Origin of the sequence: Rubripirellula amarantea (genome assembly GCF_007859865.1) — a bacterium.
GTDB classification, from domain to species: Bacteria; Planctomycetota; Planctomycetia; order Pirellulales; family Pirellulaceae; genus Rubripirellula; species Rubripirellula amarantea.
Genome location: NZ_SJPI01000001.1, coordinates 3,285,072 through 3,298,806, shown reverse-complemented (window position 1 = coordinate 3,298,806; position 13,735 = coordinate 3,285,072). Strand labels below are relative to the sequence as shown.

The window sequence follows — 13,735 nt, the reverse complement described above, 5'->3', positions numbered from 1 at the left end:
TATGCCCACCAAAAAGTATCGCCAGTGAAAGAATCGCGACACCTGAACATAATGAAAAACGGCAAGCAGTCGCGTGACTGCCTGCCGCATCGTGATCAGTTGTTGTGCCGACTAAGAAAAGATCAGTTGGCTTTGATTTCGATCTTACGAGGCAATACCTCTGGTCGCTTGCTCAATTGGATGTGCAGCACTCCATTGGCATAGGTCGCTTCGATCGAATCTGGATCGACGGTTTCGGGAACCCTGACGGCACGAGTGACTTCACCCCAACCACGATCGTCGTAGCGATAGGTACGCCCTTCCGACTCTTGCCGTTCTCGTTTGGCATGTACCGTCAATCGACCATCATCGAAAGTGACGTCGATGTTATCCATCGTCATTCCGGGCAATTCCATTTCCAACCCGAACGTGTCGGCCTCTTCCCAAATCGTCACGCCTGGCATCCAGGTGGTTGCAGCGGAGCCGTTGGCAATTTCCGATGGGCTAAAAAGTTGGTCAAAGAAGCTCTCCAAATCGCGACCGACCGAACCGAGTGCTTGATTGGAAAGCGAACGTGTCATATTTTTCATAGCAAAATCCTCACGATTGAGAGAACCATTAAGTTGAACCGCGACCCTGCCTGATTGAAGTTTCGGCTTACCTGAAGATTCAGCTCGCCTTAAGACCCGGGTTACCGGAATCTGTCAACTTGGCAGCAGCGTCGCATTGTTAGACCAACAATTGCAACGAGCGTGCCAATCGTGTGTTGGCACCCGCGTGCTCCAGATTTTGCCTCCCTCAATCCGGGCGATTTGCAGGCCAAAAGTTGCTACCAACAGCACTGATTTTTTGGCCTTAGCCTTGCTTATTACGCATGTGGTCCGCGGTAAGAAGAAACCGTTGCTTCAACTGCGCGGCGAGTTGGCTGTCCTCGACTAAGTCGTCAACGGCTTGATTCATACACATCAACCATTGGTCCCTCTCGCTCTCGCCGATCGGAAACTTCAGGTGCCTCGCTCGCAACATGGGATGCCCGTACTGCTGAACATACAACGACGGCCCACCCCAAAATCCACTGAGAAACTTGAACAGCTTGTCGCGAGATTCAGTAAGATCGTCCGCATGCATCTTGCGGATCGTTGCCGCCTCAGGCAACTCGGACATGAGGTCATAAAACCGGTCGACAAGTTGCCTGACACGTGCTTCGCCGCCGAGCCTGGTGTATGTTGTTGAATCGTCCATTCACGTTTTCCTAACTTAGTGCCAACCATGAAGCTGACTTGCCATTCCATCTTAAAGCGCTTTGCGTTTTTCATTGCTGCGACCTCCCTTTCGATGCCGGTCACTTTCGCTGACCAACCCACTACGATTCATCATGCCGACGTTTTCGTGGGGAAACCGACCATACTACAGGAACAAGGTGCAGGTGAGGGACCGGTGTGGCACGATACTCTCGGCTTGCTAACGAGTGGTGAGGGCAATATCAACCGTCGTAACCTTGACGGTACATCGTCAGTTTACCTCGCTGATTCTGGGTCTAACGGTTTGCTATTTGATCGCCAAGGTAGGCTGATCATTTGTGAGGCCCAGAACCGACGCATCACTCGGCGGGAACAGGATGGGTCAATCACCGTCTTGGCAGATCAGTATGAGAACATGAAGTTCAACCAGCCCAATGATCTCACGATTGACTCCCAGAACCGGATTTACTTTTCGGATCCCCAGTACGGAGATCGTCAACACATGGAAATGCTTGACGCATCGGGCAAGAAGGTCGAAGGAATCTATCGCATCGATCTCGATGGGCAAGTCACACGCATCATTGCTCACGAAGTTGACCGTCCCAACGGCTTGATTATTACCGCGGATGATAAGTTTTTGTTTGTCGCCGACAACAACAATGCTTTGGGTGGTGCCCGCAAGCTATGGCGATTCGCGATGAACAAAGACGGCACGCCGGACATCGATAGCCAGACACTTATTTATGATTGGGGAACCACGCGTGGTCCCGATGGAATGAAGCTTGACCGAGACGGTCGTCTGTACGTCGCCGCAGGCCTGAATGAACCTCACCTTCCGCAAGAAACCGCAGACCCACCCACCGCCGGCATCTATGTCTTTTCGAGCGAAGGCAAGCAGATTGACTTTGTTGCCATTCCTCGGGATGAAACCACCAACTGCGCCTTCGGCGGGAACGACGGGCAAACTCTTTTTGTGACCGCAGGCGGATCACTGTGGAGCGTTCGCACGGCGGCCCCGGGTTATCAAATTCGATAGCGATAAGATCATTGGCCCCGGAAGTTCAGCATCGGTTCAGCATCGGTTCAATCAAGTTTCGTGCAGGCAACAATCGCCCAAACAGCGAAACTGCATAGATCGTGGTGAGCCGTCTTTGATTTTTACTTAATAGTTTTTTACACAGGAGTGAAGGTGGATCGTCATGGCTAAGGAATCACAGAAACGACCGCTTCGATTTGAATCACTCGACGATATCATCCAGGAAGCAAATCAACTACTTCATACTGGCTACGTTTCCCGCGGGAACTGGACTTTGGGCCAAGCGTGCTTTCACTTGGCCGAGTGGACGCGGTTTCCGATGGACGGATTTCCTCGCCCTCCTTTCGTGCTTCGCCTTGTTTTTTCAGCAATGAAAGGGCTTGGAATCATTAAGCGAATGGAAGCCACTCTGCTCACCGAAGGCTTCAAAGCCGGCACCCCCACGGCACCTCAGACAGTGGTCCCGTCCAACGAAATGACCGATCAGGCGGGAGTCGACCAACTCACCGAAGTTATCCATCGCATGAAGCACTTTGATGGCCCGCTTCAACCCTCTCCACTTTTCGGCGTAATGGATCGCGAAGTCTGGACCAAGGTCACTCTGCTTCACGCCGCTCATCACCTTGCCTTCCTTGAACCAAAATAGTTTCTCGATCGCACTTGGTGGCCAGCAAGAGACACGCTGGATTTCACAGCCCCCACATGCGGAACGGCGCAGATCCATATCAGCAGCGACGTCGGCACCTGCGAGCAATCCGTTCGTCCCACAGGCGAAGCACTGACTTGGGTAGACTGGCGTTTAACCAGGTCAGAAAATGAACAAGCAAATTCTCAGTCTTATCTTTGTCGGCACCGTTGCGACGCTCGGCGTAAGCTTTCACGACTTGCGTTCAACGGGCGAAGTGTTTGCCGACGACGGTCTTAACGATCAGGCACTCGACCAAGAAGAATCCGAGATCCTGTTCGCCCGATATATCGCACCGCTGCTTCGTGAAAAGTGTTTTGGATGCCATGGCAGCGATCCTGATTCCGTCGAAGGATCTCTGGATGTTCGCTCACTTGCGGGGATCATGGAAGGCGGCGACAGTGAAGAACCGGCGATCGTGGCGGGTAAAGCTGAACTGAGTGCCTTGTACTTGGCGGCAACGCGGCAAAGCGATGATTGGACTCAGATGCCGCCAAAGGAATCCGAGCAACTTTCGCCGCAGGAACTCGATTGGCTGCGAGATTGGATTAACACTGGCGCGGTATGGCCGCGTGAGGACCGAGTACGGCAGATTCAAGATCAGTATGCCGAAGGCGAGCGGGTCCTAACGTCCAAGGCACTTTCCGAGGATTGGCAAAACCGAAGGTATGAGCCTCCTAAGCTTTGGGCCTACCGGCCGCTGAAGCTTGCAACGGTCCCGCCCGGCGAGCATCCCGTCGACTGGTTCATCAATCGTCAACTCTTAATAACTCAGTTGCCCTCCGCCCCGCCGGCTGAGGCCAGCAAGCTAGTTCGACGAATCACTTTTGGTTTAACCGGCTTGCCGCCCTTGCCTCGCGACGTTGAAGAATTTGCTTCGAAGTACGAGCGTGATCCGGATTCAGCCGTTCGCAATTATGTAACTCGATTGATGAAGTCACCTCACTTTGGTGAGCACTTTGGATTGCATTGGCTCGATGTGGTGCGCTACGCGGACTCGGCTGGTTTTGCCAATGACTACAGCCGACCCAATGCCTGGCGGTACCGCGACTACGTCGTGCGAGCGTTCAACGACGACAAGCCATACAACGATTTTGTCCGCGAACAGATTGCCGGCGACGAGATCGACGACGAAGATCCCGAGCATTTGATCGCGACGGGATTCCTGCGAATGGGCCCGTGGGAACAAACCAGCATGAGCGTTTTCAAAGAAACTCGCCAGCAATGGTTGGATGATGTCACCGATTCGGTGGGTCAAACTTTTCTCGGGCATGCGATGCAGTGTTGCAAGTGCCATGACCACAAGTTCGATCCCGTTCCGACGCGCGACTATTATTCCATGATGGCGGTATTCTCCACGACACAGTTCGCCGAGCGTCGCGCCCGCTTCTTAAGCTCCGAGAACAAATCCGGTTTTGAAGAATCCGCTGAATGGGTCACGGCCAAGATCGCTGCCTATCAACGGCAACTCGCTGAACTCAACCAAAGCGTCTCGAAAAATCGCAAAGCTGAAACCGGTAGTGCAAAGGTCGGCGACAATGGACTGGCCCCCGGCGATGAAGCATCGCAAAGCCGATTGATGAAAAACATCCAACGACATCAATGGGAACTCGACCGAACCAAGCCAATCGCATTGGCGGTCTACACGGGTGCGACGGTTCAAAGGAAAAGTGTTAACGGCCGCATTTTGCTACCCAATTCGCCTTGGAACTCTGGTGAGGTGCCAACCGACACGATCCTCACCGGCGGTAGCGCGTACGCTCTAGGCGATACCGTCGTTCCGGGTGCTCTAAGTGCTGCCGAAACGCTCGCTGGCTTCACGCATGCTCCGTTCCCCGGCGGGAAAGGAAAGCGTCGTCTTGCGTTGGCGGATTGGATAACCAACCCTCAAAATCCGTTGACCGCGCGAGTCATGGTCAATCGAGTTTGGTCATGGCACTTCGGCAAAGGGTTGGCTGCCAATCCGAACAATCTTGGCGGCACGGGTGGCTCCCCAACGCATCCCGAGTTGCTGGACTACCTTGCCGCATGGTTCATGGAACACAACTGGTCCGTTAAGCAGCTCAACGAGCTCATCATGACGTCCAGCACGTATCGCCGAAGCAGTCAGCATCCCGATCCCGACCGGGAAGCTGAACTTGATCCCAATCAAACTCTCTATGCTTCCTTTTTGCCACGACGGCTGACGGCGGAAGAACTGCGTGACGCAATGCTTTGGGCAAGCGATGAGTTGAATCGACAAGTGGGAGGCATCCCGGCGCGGCCCGACATGAACCTGGAGGTTGCGTTTCAGCCACGTCAAATCATGGGGGGCACGGCTTCCGTTTACGAGCCTGATCCTCTGCCGAGTCAAAGGAATCGTCGCAGTCTTTACGCGGAAAAGTTGCGAGGATTGCGTGACCCCTTCTTGGAATCCTTCAATCAACCAGGGCCAGACAAGTCGTGCGAACTGCGGGAAACCTCGACCGTCGCTCCCCAAGCCTTGACACTTTTTAATTCCGACGAGGTGCTTGACCGTGCCTTCGGTCTGGCGGTTCGGCTAGCCCAAGAAAAACGTGACGACGTTGCTACGATTCATCGAGCGTTCGAGCTGACTTTAGGTCGCACCCCTAGCAGCGATGAATCTGCAGCATGCATTGAACATTGGGTGAATGCAACTGACGAAGAAGCAAATAAGTCATACACAAGGAAGAACCTTCCCAGCAAGATTCAACGGACCGCGATGGCGGAAAAAACAGGCGAACCGTACAGCTTCGAAGAAGAAATGCCCGCCTACCAAGCGTACCAACCCGATGTCGAACCGGCTGATTTGGACGCGAGCACACGGGGGCTCGCGCAGGTGTGCTTGGTGCTGTTTAACCTGAACGAATTCGCTTACCTGGACTGAACATGAACAACCAGAACTGCGTTTCCTACGTGACTCCGACCCGGCGTGAGGCGTTGTTTGGACTCGGTGCCGGCCTTGGGTCCGTTGCGTTTTCATCGCTGCTACAAAGTGCGGATTCGCAACGAGCATCCGCTTCCAAGCTGCATCACCCCGCCAAAGCCAAACGTTGCATTTTTTTGATGATGGAAGGTGGTCCATCGCATATCGACACGTTTGATCCCAAGCCAGAACTGACGAAACAACACTTGCGGGTGTTCACTCGGAACGGTGATCGGGAAAGCGCCATGTCGTCGGGAAAGCGTTACTTTGTGAAGAGTCCGTTTGACTTTATCAAAGCTGGCGAAAGCGGTGCCGACCTATGCACGCAGTGGTCGCACCTAAAATCACACGTTGACGACATCTGCTTCTTTCGCGGTGCACAAGTTGATTCGGTCAATCACCCGACGGCATGCTACCAGCTCAACACGGGTAATCAATTTGGCGGCGACCCCGCAATCGGCGCGTGGGTCACCTATGGGATGGGCACGTCAAACGAAAACTTGCCTGGCTTCGTTGTGCTGCCGAAAACCAGTTACCCGCAGGGCGGAGCTGGCAATTGGTCCAATGGATTCCTTCCGGCCGGTTTTCAAGGCACACCTTTGAGAGCCCAGGGTAGCCCTATTCTTAACTTGAATCCTCCCGAAGGCGTTTCGAGTACGCGTCAACGCTTGAACCTGGATTTGTTGGATCAACTTAATCGCCAACATCTTGCCGCTCGCCCCGGCCGAAGCGATTTGGAAGCGCGTTTGTCGAGCTACGAATTGGCCTATCAAATGCAAACGGAAGTTCCAGGCGTTCTCGATCTTGAAGGCGAATCACAAACCACGCTGGATGCTTACGGAATCGGCAAGGCTAAAACAGACGCTTTTGGTCGCAAGTGCTTATTGGCTCGTCGACTTGTGGAAAAAGGCGTTCGCTTTGTTCAGGCCTATGCCGGTAACTGGGATAGTCATGATTACATCGCAAAGGCACATGGGTCACTGATCGAATCAGTCGATCAACCCATCGCGGCTTTGCTAGAGGACTTGAAAGATCGAGGGATGCTCGACGACACCTTGGTGGTTTGGTGCGGCGAATTTGGCCGGACGCCAGACAATGGCCTTCGAGGCGGCGGTCAATCGTACGGTCGCGACCATAATTCAAAAGCGATGACCATGTGGTTTGCCGGAGGCGGATGCAATGCGGGACATACCATCGGCGCGACAGACGAAATCGGTGCCACGGCAGTTGAAGACGTGCATCACATTCGCGATGTTCACGTCACCCTATTACGCCTCCTCGGACTCAACGATAACAAACTGACCTACTATCACGCCGGTCGTTTTAAACAGCTAAGTCAATTCGGCGGCAAGGTAATCGACAAGCTCATCGCCTAGTTCATTCAATAGTTCATTCAAACTGGTCTAGGGTCTGGCAAGCGTGATGCCTTGTTGCAACCCATTGGCTGATCGTAGACCAATTCGGCTAGTGATCGAGCGAACTGGCCAACTGAACTCTATCGAAAGCAATTGATCTCGGTTGCTTGCACTTCATGCTTGGCTTTGGTCCAGAAAGTGCATCGTCATGAGCGTTCTTCTATTGAAGAATCCACGCTCGCTCTGCGGCTTCGAAGTTTCCTGACGCCTTCGAATGCTTCCCTGTCGACGTGAACCCACATCGGTTCCTTTGCTGAGGAGTTTTGCAATGAAAATATTGCAGTTAGCAGTCGGCGGATTGATTTTCACCGTGGCCGGTTGCGATTCCAAAACGCCGTCCACTCCTGTCGATGATCGCGACAACACTGCGGTCAATGCGAGGGATGTGGACGGTGCAACGATAACGCCAATGGATCAATCCAACGATTCAGATGACATCGACCAAGTGGCTGCGATTCGATCAGCCGTGTTAGATCTCGAAGACCTTTCGACCAATGGTCGCAACGTCAAGATCATCACCGACAGTGGACAAGTTGTTCTTCGCGGTCCAGTGGCTTCCGATTCCGAACGCGATGCGATTGTTCAAGTCGCGGAACGAATTGCCGGTTCTGGAAACGTCAACAACCAACTTGAAGTGGAAACGGACTGAACGAGACCATGCCACTTCGAGATCCAATTCACACCTTTGAAACGTTAGGTAAAGAAATGAACACTCAACATGAACATAACCAAGCTGTTTTCTGCATCGCTGCGAACCGTCGCGACGCCATTGCAATCGCAGAAGGCTTAAGAGCGGCCGGTTTCCGCGAATCGGAAATCTCCTTTGTAATGGCTGACGGCGATGATGGAGCTGAAATTGTCGTCGAAGGCAATACCAAGGCACCCGAAGGCGCAGCCACGGGTGCAGGTAGCGGCTTGTTGCTGGGCGGTGCGCTTGGTTGGGCTGCCGGCATTGGTGCCCTGGCGATTCCAGGACTGGGACCATTCATCGCAGCTGGCCCAATCATGGCGGCGTTAGGTGGTGCAGCGATCGGTTCAGCGGCCGGGGGACTGACCGGCGGCCTTATCGGATTGGGCTTTAGTGAATACGAAGCGAAGGAATTCCAAGGTCATCTCAAAGACGGCCGCGCCTTGATCTCGGTTCGCGTCGCAAATGACGAGGAAGCGGATCGAGCCAAGGAAATCTATCACCAAGCCGGTGCAGAACATGTTTCGGTCAAAAGCATCGCGACCGCTCGGTAGTAGTGCGATCTGTTCAATGAGTAATTCAATGAACTGACCTGAAGCTGACCGCTTTTCATATTTCGATTCGATTCTAGGACGGGGTGAGCAGTGTCTTGCCCCGTCCAACTTTTAGGTAACACGAACCCACGAGGCTCACCGATGAAGGCTGTTTGTTGGCATGGACGTAGAGACATGCGAGTCGACAATGTCGACGATCCGAAGATTGAAGATCCGCGAGACGCGATCATCCGAATCACCGCGACTGCGATTTGTGGAAGTGACTTACACTTGTACAACGGAGTCATGCCGACGATGGAAGCCGGTGACGTGGTCGGACATGAACCCATGGGTGAAGTGGTCGAAGTTGGGTCGGCAATCACGAACCTTATGAAAGGTGATCGTGTCGTCGTGCCGTTCACCCTAGCTTGCGGGTCGTGTTTTTTCTGTAATCGCGACCTCTTTTCGCTATGCGACAACAGCAATCGTAACGCGGAAAAAGCTCGCCAAGCGATTGGTCAATCGCCTTCCGGCATGCTCGGATACTCGCACATGATGGGTGGTTACGCTGGCGGACAAGCAGAGTACCTTCGTGTTCCCTACGCCGACGTTGGCCCCGTGAAGGTTCCCGATGGCATACCCGATGAACAAGTTCTTTTTCTCTCTGATATTTTTCCGACCGGGTATATGGCGGCTGAGAATTGTGGCATCGAAGCGGGCGACACCGTTGCCGTTTGGGGCTGCGGACCAGTGGCACAGTTTGCGATTCAAAGCGCATGGATGCTGGGTGCCGGACGCGTGATCGCGATTGACCGGGTCGAAAACCGTCTTGAGCTAGCTCGAACAAAAGGGAAAGCCGAAACGATTCACTTCGAGAATGAAGACGTTCAAGAACGACTAATGGAAATGACGAAAGGTCGTGGTCCCGACTGCTGTATTGATGCCGTCGGCGCTGAGGCTCACTCCGCCGGCGTTGTCCGTGAATTCGTAGACGACGCTCGTGAGGCGATGCACGTTCCATCGAACCATCCCTATGCGTTAGCGGAAGCGATTCTATGTTGTCGCAAGGGTGGCACGGTCTCAATTCCTGGGGTCTATACCGCGCCACTTAGCGGCGTCCCCATGCATGCAGCCATGAACAAGGGCCTGACGATGAAAATGGGACAAACTCACATGCAGCACTACATGAAACCGCTGCTCGAGAAAGTAATCGCGGGAGAAATTGACCCGTCCTTTATCATCACGCACCGGGGAACGCTCGACGATGCGCCATCTCTTTACGAAACGTTTGATGCCCGCAGCGATGATTGCGTGAAAGTTGTTCTTACACCTTAGTACGGACACACACCAGATCGTCAAAGTTCTTCGACGTTGGGCACCGTCTACAGGAAATAACGAAGGGCATTAAAAAAACGTCGCAGCCAACATGGCTGCGACGTTCTTTTTTAGTGCAATGCCGAGTTGCTCGCATTATGACGATGGCTTGTCGCGATCGTCTTCGAGTTGCTTGGCGATTTCTTTGCAACGTTCCAGATGCTTCTTAACCTTGCCGATTGCGTCTTGGGCGATTGGCTGAAGCTCTTGAGGACCTGTGTTTTCAATTGCCTTCAATTCAGCCAACATCGTCGTATGTGCCACGCATTGCTGTCCGAGAAATGCCATGTTGAAGTCTTGGCCTTCGTAATTGCTAAGCATTTCCTTCGTCATCATCAATGAGTTTTCGCAGGCAACTTCGGCGATCCGGCAGAGTTGCTTCGGCACGGTCGCTGATTGATTCATCGAAGCTTCAATGTGACTTTGAGCATTTCTTTTGGCACTCGTTTGCTGGATCTTTTCAATGCAGGCCTCATGATCCTGAATCAGGGTTTGACATAGCTGCCGGACATCCTCGTTGTCGGTTTTGTTCATCGCCAGCTTTGCCAGTTCAATCTCTGCCTCGTTTCCCTTCTTTAGTTTTTGAAGAATCGCTTCTTCGATGGTTGGGCCTTGAGCTAGATAGTCGTGATGAGCATTTTCTGAGCGATCATCATTGGTGGACGCTCGGCGAGCTTCGTACCGATCACCTTGGTTGGTTTCCGAGCCTTCATGAGGGTGACCAACTTGTGATTGACGGTCGAGTGATTTCGACTGGTTCGGCGAGTCTTCCTGAGCCTGGGCAGCGGAAAAGCCTGTGAAAGCAGTGATAGCGAGTGATGCGAGCGTGAGGCGAATGGTGGACATAAATGTTCTCCTAAGGGTGAAGAAAAGTTGGAAGTCGCTGCAACTGCCGCGTTGCAACCGTTGCAAGATGGGCAGCAAGCGTCGTTCCAATTCACCCACACGATCCGCAGTACCAGCTTCGGGATTTTGGCACAGCAATCGCATCACCATACGCAACCCTCGCACAGTATCGTTAGCCGACGGTTCGCAAACCGAACCGGAACGATCCGGTGGAAAGCGGGCGATGGTGCATTCGCAGCGACAGCTATTCAAAGCGACAACCCACTTTTGCATTTCAGGAGTGACAAACATGCCTCAATGGACACCTAAAGACGAGCGTCAGTACGAACACGTGAAAGAAAGTCAACTGGATCGTGGTAAGTCTGAAGATGACGCCCAGGAGATTGCCGCAAGGACGGTGAATAAACAACGTCGTGAGGAAGGCCGCACGCCCAACAAGACAACTCAGGGAACCGGGAATCCGAACACCTCGTTGGAAGACCGCACGGTTGATGAGCTTCGCAACCGCGCCTCGCAATTGAATATCCGTGGGCGTAGCAAAATGAAAAAGGAACAACTCGTCGAAGCGATCCGCAACGCCAATTGATTCCTGTCGTGATCGACATGCGTGTTTGCGGTCCGAAGCTACTCCCCTAACCCCCAAATTTTGAGGATCCTGAAATTTCACTACGCTATTTGGCACGTTTCGCGAGAGGGTGGATTCGTACCGTTTTCATCAACGCGCCGCCAACGATGGAGGGTGTCGAAACGGTTTATCGCGACAAGAGCACCGGCGACGAAGTCTCCGATCTATGCGAACTACTTCGACGCGTCGTTGCGATGGACCCAGATGTCGCTGACTTTCAATTGCCAAGTGCAGGCGTAGGCAAAATATTCAATCGTAAGTACCACTTGCTTTTTGATAGTGAAAGTTCTGCTGAGGAGATCATTGCTAACGTGCAAGCTTTCCCGGGTCGGTATTGTGATCCTCGACTTGCTGAGTTCAATAAGACTCGGGGTGAAGAAGGCCAGATGGCGGTTGGAGATCGTTACCACATCTCAATTTCCGGACCTTGGGATGGCCCCGTCGAAACGATCGCTATCGATGAACGTTCGTTTACATTTATAACGCTCGATGGACACCTCGAAGCCGGATTCATTCGCTTCTCGGCAAACCCCGTTAAGGACACGATCGAATTTCGGATTGAATCATGGGCTGCGTCGGCGGGCCCCATGGTTTGGTTCACTTATTCAGGCTTAAAGATCACCGAAAAAATGCAAACTAAAATGTGGCGTCACTACTGTTTGAAGATTGCCGCGGTTACTGGCAAGAATGTGATTGGGCCGCTTCATATCTCGACCATTTGTCTCGGAGAGGCAAGCAAACTGGGAATGTGCGGTGAATGACCCTTGGTGGAAAACGAGACTGAGTGAACTTGATGCCTTGCCCTACAATTACGACGCCAGTGAGTACGTCGAAGGGCAACCGGGCTGGAATGTCGACCACTATGACTGCGATCTTCCTTCTGAATCGCCTGGCCCACCACAACCCGATGGTCCCTACCAAATCGCGCGAGAGATCCTAGTCGCGTACCAGTTCCCGGATCCGTCACGGATTGTTGGCTACTTCAATCAGGAGGATTCGTTGCAGGGTCGCAACATGGTCCTTGAAGCCAAGTTTCTGGGAATACGATTTACATTTGGTGTGCGAGTGTCAAAAGTGATCGACGACGAACAAACCACGAAAGATGGCACTAAGACGAATAGATTTGGTTACGCATATCGCACTCTCCAAGACCATTGGGAAATTGGTGAAATGCAATATCTATTGGTCAAACATCAACCAACCGGACGCATTCAATTCCAAATGGATTCGTATTCAAAGTACGACCGCATTCCCAACGTATTCTATCGCTGGGGTTTTCAATTGCTTGGCCGCCGCTTGCAAAAACAGTTCGCACAACGATGCCTTGTTCGACTGAATGAAATGGTCCAAGAACGAATGCGAGCGAATTAAGCCTTCATTGCGATCGCCGTTGGCACACCAGTTGCGACCTAGCACTTTCGAATCAACTTGGGGAACACGCTTCCTCAGTAACTGACTCGCACTCCGATTCCTGAGCGGTCGTCACGTTCGATCGGCGCGAGAAACAATCAAAGGAGAAGGCGATGAGTAAGACTAACTATTACACCGAAGATGACTTGAGTACTTGGGAACGGATCAAGAAGGCGTTTGCGAACGACTGGGAACAAACGAAGGCTGACTTTGGTTCGGATACCGCTCGAGACATGAATCAAGATGTCGACGATACGCTTAAGCAAATGGCTGGATCGGACGATGCCTTTGAAAATCGAGAACAAGCTTTCCGCTTTGGTTACACCGCGCAACAGCGATACCATTCGTCCTATCCAAAGTGGAATGACGAACTCGATACAAAATTACGCAATGACTACGACGGTGACTACGAAGCAGACCGGGCCTACATCCGGCACGCCTACGGCTATCGCCCAGTGGTCTGATGTTGCGGAATCTAAATGATGCAGCATTTGGATAATGCAGCCCCATCGAATAGCAATGAGCAAACGAAATATGCCAGGTCGGTTTCCACCGGCCTTTTTTTATTGTCGTTGCTTCGCGTCGGCAATGAGTGCTTCGATCTGCAAGACGTGACTATGCGGAACACGGTTGCGACGGTACTTGTTCGAAATGACTTCTAGCAATGTCTCGAGGTCTTCCAACGGAATGACGGGAAACTTGGTCCACTCCTCTTCCGACTTTAACCGAGACTTCAGTTGCCAATTACCGCCATGCTGCGTAACGCTGACAAGACGCACGCCACCATCTTCGGTGTCCTCACGCCATTCGTGCTTTTTCATCTTTCTAACTTGTCTACGATTTCGGGCATTGCAATTTCGGGCGTAGGGACCATCTCATTCATGAACCTAAACCCCATTATCGGTAGCTCATGTACAGAAGACTACGGTAAGACCGGTCACGGTCTCCCCAAACGTCCAATAGAGCATAGTGGGTAG

Annotated in this window: 15 protein-coding genes; 11 read left to right on the top strand and 4 right to left on the bottom strand. The window is 52.6% G+C overall.

Translation table 11 applies throughout. From position 1 onward, the window contains the following. Positions 1-122 precede the first annotated feature (122 nt). Both Pla22_RS12120 and Pla22_RS12115 read right to left on the bottom strand, forming a co-directional pair. On the bottom strand, positions 123-569 hold the full coding sequence (locus Pla22_RS12120; RefSeq protein ID WP_146514844.1) for an Hsp20/alpha crystallin family protein: 447 nt from the start codon (positions 567-569) through the stop codon (positions 123-125). Positions 570-834: 265 nt separating this feature from the next. Next, positions 835-1,221, bottom strand: a complete 387-nt coding sequence (locus tag Pla22_RS12115; protein WP_146514843.1) for a group II truncated hemoglobin — start codon at positions 1,219-1,221, stop codon at positions 835-837. Positions 1,222-1,314: 93 nt separating this feature from the next. Between Pla22_RS12115 and Pla22_RS12110 the strand changes: the two genes are divergently transcribed. The 7 genes from Pla22_RS12110 to Pla22_RS12080 all read left to right on the top strand — a co-directional run bounded on the left by Pla22_RS12110 (position 1,315) and on the right by Pla22_RS12080 (position 9,838). Beyond that, positions 1,315-2,256 (top strand): SMP-30/gluconolactonase/LRE family protein, encoded by a 942-nt coding sequence (locus Pla22_RS12110; RefSeq protein WP_146515401.1) that lies wholly within the window; start codon positions 1,315-1,317, stop codon positions 2,254-2,256. 163 nt (positions 2,257-2,419) lie between these two features. Further along, on the top strand, positions 2,420-2,902 hold the full coding sequence (locus tag Pla22_RS12105) for a DUF1569 domain-containing protein (protein ID WP_146514842.1): 483 nt from the start codon (positions 2,420-2,422) through the stop codon (positions 2,900-2,902). Positions 2,903-3,071: 169 nt separating this feature from the next. Next, positions 3,072-5,828: a PSD1 and planctomycete cytochrome C domain-containing protein gene (locus Pla22_RS12100; RefSeq protein ID WP_146514841.1), complete on the top strand. Its 2,757-nt coding sequence runs from the start codon at positions 3,072-3,074 to the stop codon at positions 5,826-5,828. Positions 5,829-5,830: 2 nt separating this feature from the next. Further along, entirely contained in the window at positions 5,831-7,243 is a 1,413-nt protein-coding gene (locus Pla22_RS12095) for a DUF1501 domain-containing protein (RefSeq protein WP_146514840.1), read from the top strand. A gap of 307 nt (positions 7,244-7,550) precedes the next feature. Then, positions 7,551-7,931: a BON domain-containing protein gene (locus Pla22_RS12090; RefSeq protein ID WP_165440616.1), complete on the top strand. Its 381-nt coding sequence runs from the start codon at positions 7,551-7,553 to the stop codon at positions 7,929-7,931. Positions 7,932-7,939: 8 nt separating this feature from the next. Next, entirely contained in the window at positions 7,940-8,524 is a 585-nt protein-coding gene (locus Pla22_RS12085; RefSeq protein WP_242631962.1) for a hypothetical protein, read from the top strand. Positions 8,525-8,665: 141 nt separating this feature from the next. Next, on the top strand, positions 8,666-9,838 hold the full coding sequence (locus Pla22_RS12080) for a zinc-dependent alcohol dehydrogenase (RefSeq protein ID WP_146514838.1): 1,173 nt from the start codon (positions 8,666-8,668) through the stop codon (positions 9,836-9,838). A 135-nt stretch (positions 9,839-9,973) separates the two neighbouring features. Here the strand turns inward: Pla22_RS12080 and Pla22_RS12075 are convergent, their stop codons facing one another. Then, a complete protein-coding gene (locus tag Pla22_RS12075; RefSeq protein ID WP_146514837.1) occupies positions 9,974-10,723 on the bottom strand; it encodes a DUF4142 domain-containing protein in 750 nt (249 codons plus the stop codon). A gap of 289 nt (positions 10,724-11,012) precedes the next feature. Here Pla22_RS12075 and Pla22_RS12070 point away from each other — a divergent pair, with 289 nt between their 5' ends. The 4 genes from Pla22_RS12070 to Pla22_RS12055 all read left to right on the top strand — a co-directional run bounded on the left by Pla22_RS12070 (position 11,013) and on the right by Pla22_RS12055 (position 13,222). Next, positions 11,013-11,309 carry a Rho termination factor N-terminal domain-containing protein gene (locus tag Pla22_RS12070; RefSeq protein WP_146514836.1) on the top strand — a complete coding sequence of 99 codons (297 nt, stop codon included), beginning with the start codon at positions 11,013-11,015 and terminating at the stop codon, positions 11,307-11,309. Positions 11,310-11,398: 89 nt separating this feature from the next. After that, positions 11,399-12,109 (top strand): hypothetical protein, encoded by a 711-nt coding sequence (locus Pla22_RS12065; protein ID WP_146514835.1) that lies wholly within the window; start codon positions 11,399-11,401, stop codon positions 12,107-12,109. Beyond that, complete coding sequence (locus tag Pla22_RS12060) at positions 12,102-12,719, top strand: DUF1990 family protein (RefSeq protein WP_165440615.1); 618 nt, start codon at positions 12,102-12,104, stop codon at positions 12,717-12,719. Before Pla22_RS12065 ends, Pla22_RS12060 begins: the two co-directional genes overlap by 8 nt. A 152-nt stretch (positions 12,720-12,871) precedes the next feature. After that, positions 12,872-13,222, top strand: a complete 351-nt coding sequence (locus Pla22_RS12055) for a hypothetical protein (RefSeq protein WP_146514833.1) — start codon at positions 12,872-12,874, stop codon at positions 13,220-13,222. Between the two features lie 99 nt (positions 13,223-13,321). Here Pla22_RS12055 and Pla22_RS12050 read toward each other — a convergent pair whose 3' ends face one another. After that, positions 13,322-13,579 (bottom strand): hypothetical protein, encoded by a 258-nt coding sequence (locus tag Pla22_RS12050; protein WP_146514832.1) that lies wholly within the window; start codon positions 13,577-13,579, stop codon positions 13,322-13,324. Between the last annotated feature and the right edge of the window lie 156 nt (positions 13,580-13,735).